10 protein-coding genes are annotated in these 15,967 nt (G+C 68.5%); 9 read left to right on the top strand and 1 reads right to left on the bottom strand.

The features are described from left to right. Positions 1-15 precede the first annotated feature (15 nt). The 6 genes from Q7W82_RS12765 to Q7W82_RS12740 all read left to right on the top strand — a co-directional run bounded on the left by Q7W82_RS12765 (position 16) and on the right by Q7W82_RS12740 (position 9,256). Positions 16-1,287 (top strand): chemotaxis protein CheW, encoded by a 1,272-nt coding sequence (locus tag Q7W82_RS12765; RefSeq protein WP_353949521.1) that lies wholly within the window; start codon positions 16-18, stop codon positions 1,285-1,287. 108 nt (positions 1,288-1,395) lie between these two features. Further along, a complete protein-coding gene (locus Q7W82_RS12760) occupies positions 1,396-1,704 on the top strand; it encodes an STAS domain-containing protein (RefSeq protein WP_010341777.1) in 309 nt (102 codons plus the stop codon). After that, positions 1,701-2,066, top strand: coding sequence for a response regulator (locus Q7W82_RS12755; RefSeq protein ID WP_010341778.1), 366 nt, complete (start codon positions 1,701-1,703; stop codon positions 2,064-2,066). The genes Q7W82_RS12760 and Q7W82_RS12755 overlap by 4 nt, the downstream gene beginning before the upstream one ends. 31 nt (positions 2,067-2,097) lie before the next feature. Next, positions 2,098-4,098, top strand: coding sequence for a chemotaxis protein CheA (locus Q7W82_RS12750; protein WP_242161308.1), 2,001 nt, complete (start codon positions 2,098-2,100; stop codon positions 4,096-4,098). A gap of 494 nt (positions 4,099-4,592) precedes the next feature. Then, positions 4,593-6,851: a methyl-accepting chemotaxis protein gene (locus Q7W82_RS12745; protein WP_242161307.1), complete on the top strand. Its 2,259-nt coding sequence runs from the start codon at positions 4,593-4,595 to the stop codon at positions 6,849-6,851. Positions 6,852-6,994: 143 nt separating this feature from the next. After that, positions 6,995-9,256: a methyl-accepting chemotaxis protein gene (locus Q7W82_RS12740; protein WP_311195523.1), complete on the top strand. Its 2,262-nt coding sequence runs from the start codon at positions 6,995-6,997 to the stop codon at positions 9,254-9,256. 306 nt (positions 9,257-9,562) lie between these two features. On the opposite strand, the gene Q7W82_RS12735 is transcribed toward Q7W82_RS12740, so the two are convergent. Beyond that, positions 9,563-9,793 carry a hypothetical protein gene (locus Q7W82_RS12735; RefSeq protein ID WP_242161311.1) on the bottom strand — a complete coding sequence of 77 codons (231 nt, stop codon included), beginning with the start codon at positions 9,791-9,793 and terminating at the stop codon, positions 9,563-9,565. Here Q7W82_RS12735 and Q7W82_RS12730 point away from each other — a divergent pair. From Q7W82_RS12730 to Q7W82_RS12720, 3 genes are all read left to right on the top strand, one after another. Continuing rightward, entirely contained in the window at positions 9,717-11,960 is a 2,244-nt protein-coding gene (locus Q7W82_RS12730; protein ID WP_242161306.1) for a methyl-accepting chemotaxis protein, read from the top strand. The genes Q7W82_RS12735 and Q7W82_RS12730 overlap by 77 nt on opposite strands. A 354-nt stretch (positions 11,961-12,314) precedes the next feature. Beyond that, on the top strand, positions 12,315-14,963 hold the full coding sequence (locus tag Q7W82_RS12725) for a methyl-accepting chemotaxis protein (RefSeq protein ID WP_242161305.1): 2,649 nt from the start codon (positions 12,315-12,317) through the stop codon (positions 14,961-14,963). A 229-nt stretch (positions 14,964-15,192) separates the two neighbouring features. Beyond that, positions 15,193-15,954, top strand: a complete 762-nt coding sequence (locus Q7W82_RS12720; protein ID WP_242161304.1) for a transporter — start codon at positions 15,193-15,195, stop codon at positions 15,952-15,954. Positions 15,955-15,967: the final 13 nt, after the last annotated feature.

The raw sequence follows: 15,967 nt of genomic DNA, 5'->3' as shown, positions 1-15,967 counted from the left end.
GTCGCGGTCGCCGACATGCAGGCGGACGCCGAGGAGACGGTGCCGGCTGCGGCTGCTGCAGCCGCGGCCGGTCCCACGCCCGAGCAAATCGCTGCCGCGGTCCTGGCCGAGGCCGATGCCGATCCGGCCCTGGCCGGCATCATGTCGCAGCAAGCGCTGGCGCCTGCCCCGACCGGTCCCACGCCCGAACAGATCGCCGCCGCGGTCCTGGCCGAGGCCGACTCCGATCCGGCCCTGGCCGGCATCATGTCGCAGCAAGCGCTGGCGCCCGCCCCGGCCGGCCCGACGCCCGAACAGATCGCTGCCGCAGTCCTGGCCGAGGCCGATTCCGATCCGGCCCTGGCCGGCATCATGTCGCAGCAAGCGCTGGCGCCCGCCCCGGCCGGTCCCACGCCCGAGCAGATCGCTGCCGCGGTCCTGGCCGAGGCCGATTCCGATCCGGCCCTGGCCGGCATCATGTCGCAGCAAGCGCTGGCGCCCGCCCCGGCCGGCCCGACGCCCGAACAGATCGCTGCCGCGGTCCTGGCCGAGGCCGATTCGGATCCAGCCCTGGCCGGCATCATGTCGCAGGACGCACCCGCGCCTGCCGCGCTGACCCCGGCCCAGCAGGCCGAGCGCCAGGCCGACCTGGATGCGGTCGCGGCGATGGAACGGCAGCGCGCCACCGTGCCGCGCGACCTGGCTGCCGAAGACGATGCCGCCGCCGCGCGTGCGGTCAAGCGCCCGCCGATGGCGGTGCCGCCGGAGCGCCGCGCCGAAGCCAGCCGCGCACAGGCGGCCGGCGCCAAGCTGCCGCCGAACCTGCAGTCGTTCATGGCCCCGAGCGTGCCGCACGGCTCGGCCATCGCCCCCGACCGCCTGGCCGAGCGCCGCACCCGCTGGCTGCGCCTGCGCTGCGGCGAGCAGGCCTACGCGCTGGAACTGCTGAAGGTGCAGGAGGTGGTGCTGCCGGTGCCGCTGCTGGCGCTGCGCGGCACGCCGCCGGCGATGCTCGGCATCATGAACCTGCGCGGACAGGTGGTGCCGGTGCTCGATCTGGGCGTGCACCTGGGCGCCGCGCCGATCGAGATGGACATGCAGACCCGGGTGGTGGTGCTGGAAGAGAACGGCGAGACCCTGGGCCTGCGCGTGTCCGCGGTGGAAGACGTGGCCAGCCTCAGCGACCAGCAGATCGAGCCGCCGGACAATGCCCGCATCTGCCGCATTTCCAACCATCTGTTCCGCGGCGTGGCGCGGCTGGCGCAACAGCCGATGATCCTGCTCGACGCCGAGCAACTGCTGCACTGACCCGCGCGGCGGGCGGCAACTGGGAACGGTGCCGCACTTTCCAACCGCCGCTAAAGCTTTTCAGGCCACGGCCGTTATCTGCCATAGAACCATTGGTGCGGAGCAATGATGAGCACAGTCCCCCTTGGCGAAGATCTCGGCATCGAGACCAGCGCCGACCTGAAACAACGCCTGACCGCGTTCCTTGCGTCGGACGACGTGCTGCGGCTGGACGCCGGCGAAGTGCGCCGCATCCATACCGCATCCGTACAGGTGCTGTGCGCATTCGTCGATGCCCGTCGCAAGGACGGCAAGCGCACCGAATTCGAGGCCTGCAACGCGACCTTTCGCGATGCGGCCCGCCTGCTAGGGGTCAGCGAATCGCTGGGCCTTCCTGCAACCCCTGACAATCTGAAATCTGTGGAGAACGCGGCATGAGCGCACGTATCTTGGTAGTGGACGATTCGGCGTCGATGCGCCAGATGGTCTCCTTCGCCCTCACCTCGGCCGGCTTTGCCGTCGAAGAAGCAGAAGACGGCGCGGTCGCGCTGGGCCGCGCCAAGGGCCAGCGCTTCAACGCGGTGGTCACCGACGTCAACATGCCGAACATGGACGGCATCACCCTGATCCGGGAGCTGCGGCAGCTGCCGGACTACAAGTTCACCCCGATGCTGATGCTGACCACCGAGTCGGCGGCGGAGAAGAAGTCCGAAGGCAAGGCGGCCGGCGCCACCGGCTGGCTGGTCAAGCCGTTCAATCCCGAACAGCTGATCGCCACCGTCCAGAAAGTCCTGGGCTGATCCCTCCCCTCCTTTTCCGGATTCCCGCCCCATGAGCATGGACCTGCAGCGTTTCCACGCCACCTTCTTCGAGGAAAGCCGCGAAGGACTGGATGCGATGGAAGCCGGATTGCTGTCGCTGGAAGAAGGCAATCGCGATCCCGAGACCATCAACTCGGTGTTCCGCGCCGCGCACTCGATCAAGGGCGGCGCCGCCACCTTCGGCTTCGAAGCGATGGCCGGCCTTACCCACGTGCTGGAGACGCTGCTCGACGAGCTGCGCGCCGGCAAGCGCGAAGTCGAAGCGCACGCCATCGACGCCATCCTCGGCTCGGTGGACGTGCTGCGCGCCCTGCTGCGCGAAGCCGAACACGGCGTCCCGGCCGATCCGGCCGCGGTCAAGGCCGTGCACGAACGCCTGCAGCACGCGTTGAACGGCGGCCCCGCCGCGCCGGCCGCCGCCACCCCGGCAGCGAACCAGCCGGCCGAGCCGGAAGCCTGGCAGATCGGCTTCACCCCGGCGCCGTCGCTGTTCATGAGCGGCAACGACCCGCTGCGCATCATCCGCGAACTCGAACACCTCGGCCCGCTGCAGGTCGCCTGCCGCAGCACGCGCCTGCCCGGCTTCGCCGAACTCGACCCGCTCGAGGCCTACCTGGCCTGGGACCTGGGCCTGGTCGGCAAGATCCCGCGCAGCGCGATCGAAGACACCTTCGCCTGGGTCATCGACGACTGCGAACTGGAGATCCGCCCGGTGCCGCCGCCGAGCCTGGCCACCGCGCCGGCCCCGGTGCTGACCGCGCCGCCGACCGCCGCCACCGCCGCGCCGGCCGCGGCCGTGGCCGCCAACGCCCCGGCCGGCAATGCCGCCGCCGCGCACGAAGCGGAAAGCTCGATCCGCGTCAGCGTCGACAAGGTCGATGCGCTGATCAATCTGGTCGGCGAACTGGTCATCACCCAGGCCATGCTCAAGCAGGTCTCCACCGGCCTGGACCAGGCCGTGGCCGAGCGCCTGTTCGCCGGTCTGGACCTGCTGGAACGCAACACCCGCGACCTGCAGGAAGCGGTGATCGGCGTGCGCATGCTGCCGGTGGACGCGGTGTTCCGCCGCTTCCCGCGCCTGGTCCGCGACCTGTCCACCCGCCTCGGCAAGCAGGTGCGCCTGCGCACGATTGGTGAGGGCACCGAGCTGGACAAGGGCCTGATCGAAAAGATCGCCGATCCGCTGGTGCACCTGGTGCGCAACTCGATCGACCACGGCCTGGAACTGCCGGAGGCGCGCCGCGCCGCCGGCAAGGACGAGACCGGTACCATCACCCTGGCCGCGTCGCACCAGGGCGGCCACATCGTCATCGAAGTCAGCGACGACGGCGCCGGCCTCAACCGCAACCGCATCCTGGCCAAGGCCGCCGAACGCGGCATCGCGGTGCCGGACAACCCGAGCGATGCGCAGGTCTGGGACCTGATCTTCGCCCCGGGCTTCTCCACCGCCGACGCGGTCACCGACCTGTCCGGCCGCGGCGTCGGCATGGACGTGGTCCGCCGCAACATCCAGGGCCTGGGCGGCGAAGTGCAGCTGGAAAGCGAATCCGGCCGCGGCACCCGCGTGCTGATCCGCCTGCCGCTGACCCTGGCGATCCTCGACGGCATGACAGTGGCGGTCGCCGGCGAGACCCTGATCCTGCCGCTGGCCTACGTCATCGAGGCGCTGCAGCCCAAGGCCGACGACATCCGCACCATGGCCGGCGAAGGCCGCGTGCTGCGCGTCCGCGGCGAGTACCTGCCGATCCTCTCGCTCAGCGACTCCTACGGTTTCGGTCGCACCGAGCAGGCCGAGCCGTTGGTGGTGGTGGTCGAGGCCGACGGGCAGAAGCTGGCGCTGGAAGTGGACGAGTTGATCGGCCAGCAGCAGGTTGTGGTCAAGAACATCGAGAACAACTACCGGCGCATCAGCGGCATCTCCGGTGCCACCATCCTCGGCGACGGCCGCGTCGCCCTTATCGTGGACATCGGCGGCCTGGTCCGCTCGCTGCGGGTGCAGCAGGCGGCCTGACCGCAGGATCTTCCCGCGTCACGTCCCACACGAGCCCCGGCAGCGATGCCGGGGCTTTTGCGTTGTGCGCCATGCGATGCCATGGCCGCAACGCGTGTCCTGCCGGTACCGCTGCGGCTGCCGCCACCGTCATAAGCGCGCCATTGCCGGACAGGCAACGGCCACGCAAGGACAGCACAGGACCCTAAAGAATCCGCCGGTACTGTCGATAGCAATAGAGCGCACAGTTTTTGTCTACGTGCGCGAACCGGCCGCCTGGGGAGGCGTGCCGGCGCTTCAGGGGGAACGCACGGCCGTCACACGCCGGGCGCTGAAGCGAATGTTGCAGGGGAAAGGGAAACACCGTTCGATGTCGGCGCTCTCGCGGCGCGCGCGTTCGTGTGCTCACGGATTTCCGTTGCGCATTTCGCCACATCCGCCAGGCGCCACGGCGGGGTCTCCCTTTCGCGTTGGAGCGCGCAACCGCTCCTCACTCGATAAAAGGGGTTCCACACATGACTTCGTTCTTGCAACGCTACAACGTCGGCCGCCGTCTCGGCGGCGCATTCGGCCTGTTGATCGTGCTGTCCTGCCTGCTGATCGCCGCTGGACTGCTGTCCATGTCGCAGGCGCGCAGCGAGCTAGACCGCATCGTCAAGGTCAACGTCGAGAAGGTCCGCATCAGCAACGGCATGCTCGACGACAACGCCAACATCCTGATCGCGCTCGGCACCTTGACGATGGTCTCCAACAGCGAGCTCAACCAGCAGGCGCTGGCGGACATCCAGGAGCATCGCCGGCACTATGCGGAAATGCGCAGGCAACTCGAGGCGTTTCCGGCCACCGAAGAGAAGATCAGGAAGCTGCGCGCGGAGATCGACGCCGATCGCGTCGTCGCCGGCAAGCTCAACGATCAGGTCATCGCACTGGGGGCCGCAAATCGCAATGCCGAGGCGCAGGCGGTGCTGAGCGAGCAGGCACGGCCGGCCACCGCCGCCTGGCAGGCCAAGATCCGTGAGAACGCCGATATCCAGGATGTGCAGATGAAGCACGCCTATGCCAAGGCGACCCAGGCGATGGCAGCTGGCCGCAACATGCTGATCGCCGGCGGCCTGGCGGTGCTGCTCGTCAGCGGCCTGCTGGCCTGGACGATCACCCGCAGCCTGACCGGGCCACTGTCGCGCGCCACCCGCGCCGCCGAGGCCATCGCCGCCGGGCGTCTGGACAACGACGTCGCCACCGACGCCCGCGACGAGCCTGGCCGCCTGCTGCTGGCGATGGACGCGATGCAGCAACAGTTGCAGCGCTTCTCCAGCGAAACCGCGTTGATGATCGAGCTGCATGCCGACAAGGACATGAGCCACCGCATGCCGCAGGACTTCCCGGGCGTGTACGGCGAGCTCAGCAAGGGCATCAACACCATGATGTTCGAGCACCTGGACGCCATCGTCGACGCCATCGGCGTGCTCAACGAATACGCCAACGGCGACCTGCGCCGCGACGCGCGCCGCCTGCCCGGCAGCCGTGCGGTGCTGCACGAATCGATGGACGCGGCCAAGGCCAGCCTGCTGGCGATCAACACCGAGATCAAGCGCCTGGCCGCGGCGGCCGCGGCCGGCGACTTCAGCGCACGCGGCGATGCCGCGCACTTCCAGCACGACTTCCGCCTGATGGTGCAGGACCTCAATGCGATGATGGAGGTCAGCGACCGCAACCTGGGCAAGCTCTCGGCCCTGCTGCAGTCCATCGCCATCGGCGACCTCACCGCGCGCATGCATGGCGACTTCCAGGGCGTGTTCGCGACCATGCGCGACGACGCCAATGCCACCGCCGATCAGTTGACCGGCATCGTCGGCCGCATCCAGACCGCGGCGGTCAGCATCAATGCCGCGGCCAGCGAGATCGCCACCGGCAACGACGACCTGTCGCGGCGCACCGAGCAGCAGGCCGCCAGCCTGGAGGAAACCGCCGCCTCGATGGAAGAGCTGACCTCCACGGTCAAGCAGAACGCCGAGCATGCACGCCAGGCCAATCAACTCGCCAGCGGTGCGGCCAGCGTCGCCTCGCATGGCGGCAGCGTGGTCGGCCAGGTCGTGCAGACCATGAGCGGCATCGAGGCGTCCTCGCGCAAGATTGCCGACATCATCTCGGTGATCGACGGCATCGCCTTCCAGACCAACATCCTGGCACTCAACGCGGCGGTGGAGGCCGCGCGTGCCGGCGAACAGGGCCGCGGCTTCGCCGTGGTCGCCAGCGAAGTGCGCACGCTGGCGCAGCGCTCGGCCAACGCCGCCAAGGAGATCAAGGACCTGATCGACGACTCGGTCGAACGCGTCGCCGAAGGCTCGGTCCTGGTCGACCAGGCCGGCAAGACCATGCAGGAGATCGTGAGTTCGGTGCAGCGCGTCACCGACATCATGGGCGAGATCGCCGCCGCCTCGCAGGAGCAGTCGGCCGGCATCGAGCAGGTCAACCAGACCGTGATGCAGATGGACGAAACCACGCAGCAGAACGCGGCCCTGGTGGAAGAGGCCACCGCCGCAGCGCGTTCCATGGAAGAACAGGCCGGGCACCTGACCGAGTCGGTGGCGGTGTTCAAGTTGGACACGGCAAGCGCCGCGCCAGCCACCTCCACCGTGGTACGGATCGCGCGTCCGGCCGCATCGCGCAGCGCGGTGCCGACGCCGCCCCCGCGCACGCCGCGGCCGGCGCCGGCGCCAGTGCGGGCCGCCGCACTGGCCGAGGCCAGCACCGGCGACTGGCAGGAGTTCTGAGGACACCAAGCCGTCTTTCGCTACAGGCGGCCGCCCCAGCATGGCGGCCGCTCCACCACAACCGCAGCACTGGCTACATCCGGAAACCCGCCCCGTGCCGATTCCGACCGGCGCGGCGGCATTCCCTTTTCAAGGAGATCGATATGATCCGCTTTCTGCAACGCTACAACGTCGGGATGCGCCTGTCGGCCGCATTCGGCCTGCTGATTCTTCTTTCGGTGGTCCTGGTGATCATCGGGCTGTCCGGCATGGCCGACGCGCGCAAGCAACTGGACATGATCGTGCTGGACCGCATGGCGAAGATCGAATTCAGCAACCAGATGCTCGATGCCAATTCTTCCGTGCTGGTCGCGCTCAGCACCTACACCACCTCCACCGACCCGGCAATCCGCAAGCAGGCACTGGAGACGTTCAGCAAACAGCGCGAGCGCTACGCAGCGGCACGCGCCAAGATCGACACGCTCTCCAGCACCCCGACCGGCCGCGCGATGCGAGCGGACATGGATGCCAAGCGTGCCGCCGCGAAGAAGATCAACGACGCCATCGTGGCAACGCGCGAAGCGGGCGACACCGCCAAGGCCGTGGAGATGCTCAATCGCGACGCGTTGCCGGCGACCCTGGCATGGCAGAGCAAGATCCGCGAATTCGCCGATCGGCAAAAATCCCAGGCCGCCGAGGCCTACCAGTCGGCGCTGGATTCGATGGAACGTGGCCGCATGCTGTTGATCGGCGGCACCGTGTTCGCGCTCGCGCTCAGCGCACTGCTGGCGCTGACCATCACTCAGAGCCTGACCGCACCGCTGCGCCTGGCGACCCGCGCGGCCGAGGCGATCGCCAACGGCGACATGCACAATGCCGTGCGCACCCAGGCCAGCGACGAAACCGGCCGCCTGTTGAATGCCATGGGACGCATGCAGCAGCAATTGCAGGCGGTGCTCGCCGCGCAGGCGGAGATGGCCCAGCGCCACGACGCCGGCCAGACCAGCTACCGCATGGACGAAAGCGTGTTTCCCGGCGACTACGGCCGCATGGTCCGCGACAGCAATGCGCTGGCCGCCGCACATATCGCGGTGACCGAGCGTTTGGCGCAGATCATGGGCCGCTATGCGATCGGCGACCTGTCCGAGGACATGGACCGCCTGCCCGGCGAGAAGGCCCGCCTCACCGCGACGATGGACACGGTCAAGCACAACCTGACCGCGATGAACACCGAGATCAAGCACCTGGCCGGGGCCGCCGCGGCCGGCGACTTCAGCGTGCGCGGCGATGCCGAACGCTTCCAGTACGATTTCCGCCTGATGGTCGACAGCCTCAATCAGCTGATGGCGACTGCAGACGGCAACCTGCAGGCGCTGTCGTCCCTGCTGCAGTCGATCGCGGCCGGAGATCTCACCGTCCGCATGCACGGCGACTTCCAGGGCGTGTTCGCCACCATGCGCGACGACGCCAACGCCACCACCGAACAGTTGGCGTCGATCGTGGCGCGTATCCAGACCGCGGCGGTCAGCATCAATGCCGCGGCCAGCGAGATCGCCACCGGCAACGACGACCTGTCGCGGCGCACCGAGCAGCAGGCCGCCAGCCTGGAGGAAACCGCCGCCTCGATGGAGGAACTGACCTCCACCGTGAAGCAGAACGCCGAGCACGCGCGCCAGGCCAATCAGCTCGCCAGCGGCGCAGCGGCCGTCGCCTCGCAGGGCGGCGACGTGGTCGGCCAGGTCGTGCAGACCATGAGCGGCATCGAGGCCTCCTCGAAGAAGATCGCCGACATCATCTCGGTGATCGATGGCATCGCCTTCCAGACCAACATCCTGGCCTTGAACGCCGCCGTCGAAGCGGCGCGCGCCGGCGAACAGGGCCGCGGCTTCGCCGTCGTGGCCAGCGAAGTACGCACCCTCGCCCAGCGTTCGTCGAATGCGGCCAAGGAGATCAAGACCCTGATCGACGACTCGGTGAGCCGCGTCGCGCAGGGTTCGGCCCTGGTCGACCAGGCCGGCAGGACCATGACCGAGATCGTGAGCTCGGTGCAGCGCGTCACCGACATCATGGGCGACATCTCCGCGGCCTCGCAGGAGCAGTCCGCCGGCATCGAGCAGGTCAACCAGACCGTGATGCAGATGGACGAAACCACCCAGCAGAATGCCGCGCTGGTGGAGGAAGCCACCGCCGCGGCCCGTTCGATGGAGGATCAGGCTGGCCAGCTGAGCCAGGCCGTGGCCCTGTTCAAGATCGACCAGCAGGCGCCGGCGGCAGCCCACCGCGCGTCCGTTCCGCCATCGGCACTGGCCAGCGCCAGCGCACGGCGGCCGGTCAAGACGCCGGCCCCGCGCACGGCCGTGCACCGGCCGATGACCAAGAGCGCCGCCGCCGTTGCAGCCGGCGGCACCGACTGGCAGGAGTTCTGATCGCGCTGACCGAGCTGCCGACGACTGCGTGACATCGTGCCCGGGAGCGTCAACTCCCGGGCTTTTTTTTCGACCGGCCTCACCGGCCATGACGGGATCGCGTGACACCTCCGTGGCCGCAGAGCGTGAAGCGCATCCAGGCATGCGTGAAGTAAACGTGAAACCCAGCTAAACACACGCAATGGACGCGTAAAGAACGCCGACATCATGCCGATACGTCACTTGCGCACACAAATTGTCTACAAATTTGAACAAATTTTGCCATCAACGCGCTAAAGCAAGAAAAACGCAATCGAAATAAACGCTTCAATCTGAAAAATCTATTGAAGTTAAAAAGCTATCAATTTGATGATTTTGATTTACAGAAGAAATAGTTAAGGCAGCGCCCGACGCCTCCGCGGACATCGACTCAGGCAAGGGGTACGCCATCCCCAATGCTTCACCCATCAGGACCACGACGATGACGCTCAAGAATCTCAGTCTTTCCGCCAGGCTCGCACTCAGTTTTGCGATCATCGTGTTGATCACGGTGATCATCGGCTCGATCAGCCTGAGCAGCCTGTTCTCGCTCAACAATGCCGCCGACATGAACGACCACACCTACAAGGTGCTGGCCACCGGCGACATGATGGAAATCGACGCCCTCAACGTGGAAACCGGCTCGCGCGGCTACCTGCTGGCGGGCCAGCAGCAGCATCTGCAACCGTTCACTGCCGGCCTGGCCGCGTTCGACAAGAATTTCGCCGAAGCCAAGCGCCTGACCGCGGACAATCCGCGCCAGCAGGCACGCTTGGAGAAGGTGCATGCGGCGTTCGACGATCTGGTCGGCGTCGAGAAGCAGATCATCGCGCTGCGCACCCAATCCAACGATCCGGCGCAGATCGCCGCCGAGTTCGGCCAGGCCCGCGACCGCAAGGCCATGCAAACGATCCGCAGCCTGCTCGGTGAGTTCACCGACGAGGAACGCGGCCTGCTGACCAAGCGCAGCGCGACCCTGGACACCGTGCGCGCGCAGAACAAGTGGGCCATCCTGCTGGGCAACCTGCTGGTGATCGTGGCCGCGATCGGCCTGGCGGTCCTGATCCGCCGGCAGCTGCTCAAGCGTCTCGGCACCGCGATCGGCGTGGCCGACGCCATCGCCCGCGGCAAGCTCGACAATACGATCGACCTGCGCAGCAAGGACGAGGCCGGCGTGCTGCTGCTGAGCATGGACAAGATGCAGAGCCAGTTGCAGTCGGTGCTCGCCGCGCAGGCCGAGATGGCCCAGCGCCACGATGCGGGCCAGATCAGTTTCCGCATGGACGAAACCGTGTTCCCCGGCGACTACGGCCGCATGGTCCGCGACAGCAACGCCCTGGCGGCCTCGCACATCGCGGTGAAGCTGCGCCTAGCGCAGATCATGGGCCGCTACGCCATCGGCGACCTGTCCGACGACATGGACCGGCTGCCCGGCGAAAAGGCCGTGCTCACCGAGACCATGGACAAGGTGAAGCAGAACCTCACCGCGATGAACCACGAGATCAAGCACCTGGCCGGCGCGGCGGCGGCCGGCGATTTCAGCGTGCGCGGCGATGCCGAGCGCTTCCAGTACGACTTCCGCCTGATGGTCGAGAGCCTCAACCAGCTGATGGCCACCGCCGACGGCAACCTGCAGGCGTTGTCGTCGCTGCTGCAGTCGATCGCCGCCGGCGACCTGACCGCGCGCATGCACGGCCAGTTCCAGGGCGTGTTCGCCACCATGCGCGACGACGCCAACGCCACCGCCGAACAACTCGCGGCGATCGTCGCGCGGATCCAGACCGCGGCGGTCAGCATCAACGGCGCCGCCAGCGAGATCGCCGCCGGCAACGACGATCTGTCGCGCCGCACCGAGCAGCAGGCCGCCAGCCTGGAAGAAACCGCTGCGTCGATGGAGGAACTGACCTCCACCGTCAAGCAGAACGCCGAACACGCGCGTCAGGCCAACCAGCTCGCCACCGGTGCGGCTGCGGTCGCCTCGCAGGGCGGCGCGGTGGTCGGCCAGGTGGTCGAGACCATGAGCGGGATCGAGGCCTCGTCGAAGAAGATCGCCGACATCATCAGCGTCATCGACGGCATTGCGTTCCAGACCAACATCCTGGCGCTCAACGCGGCGGTCGAAGCCGCGCGTGCCGGCGAACAGGGCCGCGGCTTCGCCGTGGTCGCCAGCGAGGTGCGTACCCTGGCGCAGCGCTCGGCCAACGCCGCCAAGGAGATCAAGGGTCTGATCGACGACTCCGTCGGCCGTGTCGCCCAGGGCTCGGCGCTGGTCGACCAGGCAGGCAAGACCATGCAGGAGATCGTGACCTCGGTGCAGCGCGTCACCGACATCATGGGCGAGATCGCCGCTGCCTCGCAGGAGCAGTCGGCCGGTATCGAGCAGGTCAACCAGACCGTCACCCAGATGGACGAGACCACCCAGCAGAACGCGGCACTGGTGGAAGAAGCCACCGCGGCGGCGCGGTCGATGGAGGAACAGGCCAGCCAGCTGAGCCAGGCCGTGGCCGTGTTCAAGATCGAGGCCAACGGCAGTCACGCCGTCCAGCCGGCCGCGGCCAGCACGCCGGTCCGCGCGGTCGCGCGGTCGGCCGCCAAGCCGGCGGCCAAGCCGGCCGCGCGTTCGGTACGGCCGGCGGCCCGGCCGGTCGCCGTCGCCGCTGGCGACGACAGCTGGCAGGAGTTCTGAGCGCGTCTCCCAGCCGCCCGTCTCGCACCAACGGCCCCGAGAGCGAACCGCTCCCGGGGCCTTTTTATTGCCACCCTGCCCGCCCAGCGGCCGCGCCGCCCCGCAGTGCGCCGTTCCGGAGCCGCCCCGCCTCCGCCCGACATGCGCCGCCGTCGACCGCGCGCCTGGCCCCGGCCAAGCGGTCCGCACCGGTGCGGCCACCCGGCGGTGAACCACGACCGCCACTACATTTCTGGGATGCCATGCCGATAAGGCCACTATCGCGCATGTGCTCTGCCTGACGTGTCTCAAAAGCAGACGCTTTCCGGGACCACGCCGCGCGACCGCTCCATTCCTCCCATCGAGACGACCGCGATGCCCACGACGTCCTCCACACGCCCGAGCAGTGTCGCCACCCGCCTGATGCTGGGTGTGGCCGCGATCGCCCTGCTGTGCTTCGGCATTACCGCCGCCATCATCTACGCCCGCAGCAGTTCCGCCCTGCTCGCCTCCGCCAAGGTCGGCATGACCGACACCGCGCGCCTGGAATCCGAGCGCATCGGCAGCACCATCGGCGCATCCGCCGTCTCCAACCAGGCGCTGGCCAATGCCCTGCTCGCCCAGCGCGGCCAGGACAAGGCACGCGAGCTGTTCAGCGAGAGCCTGCGCCGCGAACTGCAGCAGCATCCCGACTGGACCGGCATCGGCACGCTGTGGGAACCGCAGGCGCTGGACGGCAAGGATGCGGACTACGCCAACAGCGACGGCCACGACGCCAGCGGCCGCTACATGGTGTATTGGTCCTGGCAGAACGGAAAGCTGGTGCGCGATCCGTTGCGCGACTACGACGTGGCCGGCGCCGGCGACTGGTATCTGAATCCGCGCAAGCTGCTGCGGCCGACCGTCGCCGAACCCTACGATTACGAGATCGCCGGACAGAAGGTGCTGATGACCACGGTCAGCACGCCGATCCTGGAAGACGGCAAGTTCCTCGGCGTGGTCACCACCGATTTCGGCCTGGCCGCGCTGCAGCAGCGCGTGGCCAAGCTGCGCCCGCTCGGCGAGGGCCGCGTGCGCCTGCTCTCGCCCGGTGGCGTCATCGTCGCCGACCGCGATCCTGCGCTGGTCGGCAAGAAGCTGCAGGATCCGGCCACCCGCGCCCTGCTCGCCGACATCGCCCAGGGCAAGACCGTCAGCCGCGACACCGTCGATCCGCAGACCGGCACCACCGACGTGGACGTGTATGTGCCGCTGCAGATCGGCCAGGCCCAGGAGCGCTTCGCGCTGGGCGTGGCGGTGCCGAAGACAGTGCTGATGGCGCAGGCGCGCAACCTGCTGTGGACCATCGTGGCGGTCGGCCTGTGCGCCGCGCTGCTGCTCAGCGGCGGCCTGTACCTGCTGCTGCGGCGGCTGGTGGTCAAGCCGTTGGCCAGCGCGGTGCAGGTGTCCAGCGCGGTCGCCGCCGGCCGCCTGGACAGCCGCATCCAGTATCCGCGCAACGACGAGCTGGGGCAGTTGCTGGGATCGCTGCAGCGCATGCAGCAGCAGTTGCGCGCCGTGCTCGACGCGCAGAAGGAGATGGCCGAGCGCCACGATGCCGGGCAGATCAGCTTCCGCATGGACGAAAGCGCCTTCCCGGGCGACTACGGGCGCATGGTCCGCGACAGCAATGCGCTCGCGGCCTCGCATATCGCGGTCAAGCTGCGCCTGGCGCAGATCATGGGCCGCTACGCCATCGGCGACCTGTCCGAGGACATGGATCGCCTGCCCGGCGAGAAGGCCGTGCTCACCGAGACCATGGACACGGTCAAGCGCAACCTCACTGCGATGAACAGCGAGATCAAGCACCTCGCCAGCGCTGCGGCGGCCGGGGACTTCAGCGTGCGTGGCGACGCCGAGCGCTTCCAGTACGACTTCCGCCTGATGGTCGACAGCCTCAACCAGCTGATGGCCACCGCCGACGGCAACCTGCAGGCGCTGTCCACGCTGTTGAAGGCCATCGCCGCCGGCGACCTGACCGCGCGCATGCATGGCGACTTCCAGGGGGTGTTCGCCACCATGCGCGACGACGCCAATGCCACCACCGAACAGCTGGCGGCCATCGTCGCGCGCATCCAGACCGCGGCGATCAGCATCAACGGCGCCGCGGCCGAGATCGCCGCCGGCAACGACGACCTCTCGCGCCGCACCGAACAACAGGCCGCCAGCCTGGAAGAGACCGCTGCGTCGATGGAAGAGCTGACCTCCACCGTCAAGCAGAACGCCGAGCATGCGCGCCAGGCCAACCAGTTGGCCGCGGGCGCGGCATCGGTGGCCTCGCAGGGCGGCACGGTGGTCGGCCAGGTGGTCACCACCATGGACGGCATCGAGGCAGCCTCCAAGAAGATCGCCGACATCATCGGCGTCATCGACGGGATCGCCTTCCAGACCAACATCCTGGCCTTGAACGCGGCGGTGGAAGCGGCGCGCGCCGGCGAACAGGGCCGCGGTTTCGCCGTGGTCGCCAGCGAGGTACGCACCCTCGCCCAGCGTTCGTCGAATGCGGCCAAGGAGATCAAGACCCTGATCGACGATTCGGTCGAGCGCGTCGCCGAGGGCTCGGCCCTGGTCGAGCAGGCCGGCACCACGATGCAGGACATCGTCGCCTCGGTGCAGCGCGTGACCGACATCATGGGCGAGATTTCCGCCGCCTCGCAGGAGCAGTCGGCCGGCATCGAGCAGGTCAACCAGACCATCGCCCAGATGGACGAGGCCACCCAGCAGAACGCGGCACTGGTCGAGGAAGCCACCGCCGCCGCGCGGTCGATGGAGGACCAGGCCGGCCAGCTCAACCAGGCGGTGGCGCTGTTCAAGCTCGAGACCGCCGCCGCCGTGGCGATCGCCGCCCCGGCGCCGGCGCGCCGTCCCGTGCCGCCCGCTCCCGCGGCAAAGGCGACACCGCCTCGGCGACCGACTGCGGCCCCGTTGAAGACGGTCCCGCGCGTCACCACGGCGACGGACGACGGGCAGTGGCAGGAGTTCTGACCCGCGCCTGATCCCCACCACCGCGAGCGCCCTGCGCGCTTCGCGGTCGGCCGCCTCGCGCCGTGGCGAGCGCGGAGCGCTTAGGGCGTCACGTTCGTAAAGAAAGTGCATTCAGGGTCGATATAGAAAGCGGAACTGCCATGCCGGGGCGCCGCACTCCGCGTACCCCGGCGCCGGCCGCACTGCGCCCGGCCCCCCGGTTCCGACCGAACCGCCAACGGGAGCCGCCATGAAGCTACGCATTATCGCCAGTTGTCTGACCTTGTGCGGCTTCGCCGGCCTGGCGCAGGCCGAGGTCGAACCGATCGCCACCGATCGCCCCGACTTCGTCGAATCCAGCCTCACCGTCGGCGACCGGCGCCTGCAGGTGGAAACCAGCGTGGCCTGGGAACGCGACGGCGACGTCGATGGCTACGCCACCCCGACCCTGTTCCGCTACGGCATCGGCCCGACCTGGGAACTGCGTGTGGAGACCGACGGCTGGCAGACGGTGGACGTCCCGGTCGGCGGCGACATCTCCGGCTTCTCCGACATTTCGCTGGGCCTCAAGCATCACTTGGCCAGCGAACTCGGCGGCGCCTCGCTGGCCTGGCTGCTGCACGTGGACCTGCCCAGCGGCGCGCGCGATGTGCGCGGCAGCGGGGCACGCCCCTCGTTCCGCCTGGTGGCCGAATGGGAACTCAGCGACAGCGTCTCGCTGGGCATGATGCCCGGCGTGATCCGCGACGAAGGCGACGGCGGGCATCGCTACACCGCCGGTATCTTCGGCGTGGTGCTGGGCAAGGCCTGGAACGACCGCGCCCGCTCGTTCGTGGAACTGGCGCTGCCGCAGATCGCGCATGCCGACGACGGCGGCACCGTCGCCCTGCTCGACGTCGGTTCGGCCTGGCTGCTGACCCAGGACGTGCAACTGGACGTGGTGTACAGCCGCGGCCTCAACAACCGTTCGCCGGACCACGCGCTCGGCGCGGGCCTGTCCTTCCGTTTCTGATCGGGCCACACCG

This window comes from Xanthomonas indica, from assembly GCF_040529045.1.
Taxonomy (GTDB): domain Bacteria; phylum Pseudomonadota; class Gammaproteobacteria; order Xanthomonadales; family Xanthomonadaceae; genus Xanthomonas_A; species Xanthomonas_A indica.
Note: the sequence above shows the minus strand (reverse complement) of the source record. Positions and strands in the feature narration are given on the sequence as shown.

What these genes read in the sequence shown, in the direction of transcription:
- Q7W82_RS12765 (WP_353949521.1), top strand. Translation starts at nt 16, where the DNA reads ATGCAGGCGGACGCCGAGGAGACGGTGCCGGCTGCGGCTGCTGCAGCC.
- Q7W82_RS12760 (WP_010341777.1), top strand. Translation starts at nt 1,396, where the DNA reads ATGAGCACAGTCCCCCTTGGCGAAGATCTCGGCATCGAGACCAGCGCC.
- Q7W82_RS12755 (WP_010341778.1), top strand. Translation starts at nt 1,701, where the DNA reads ATGAGCGCACGTATCTTGGTAGTGGACGATTCGGCGTCGATGCGCCAG.
- Q7W82_RS12750 (WP_242161308.1), top strand. Translation starts at nt 2,098, where the DNA reads ATGAGCATGGACCTGCAGCGTTTCCACGCCACCTTCTTCGAGGAAAGC.
- Q7W82_RS12745 (WP_242161307.1), top strand. Translation starts at nt 4,593, where the DNA reads ATGACTTCGTTCTTGCAACGCTACAACGTCGGCCGCCGTCTCGGCGGC.
- Q7W82_RS12740 (WP_311195523.1), top strand. Translation starts at nt 6,995, where the DNA reads ATGATCCGCTTTCTGCAACGCTACAACGTCGGGATGCGCCTGTCGGCC.
- Q7W82_RS12730 (WP_242161306.1), top strand. Translation starts at nt 9,717, where the DNA reads ATGACGCTCAAGAATCTCAGTCTTTCCGCCAGGCTCGCACTCAGTTTT.
- Q7W82_RS12735 (WP_242161311.1), bottom strand. Translation starts at nt 9,793, where the DNA reads ATGATCACCGTGATCAACACGATGATCGCAAAACTGAGTGCGAGCCTG.
- Q7W82_RS12725 (WP_242161305.1), top strand. Translation starts at nt 12,315, where the DNA reads ATGCCCACGACGTCCTCCACACGCCCGAGCAGTGTCGCCACCCGCCTG.
- Q7W82_RS12720 (WP_242161304.1), top strand. Translation starts at nt 15,193, where the DNA reads ATGAAGCTACGCATTATCGCCAGTTGTCTGACCTTGTGCGGCTTCGCC.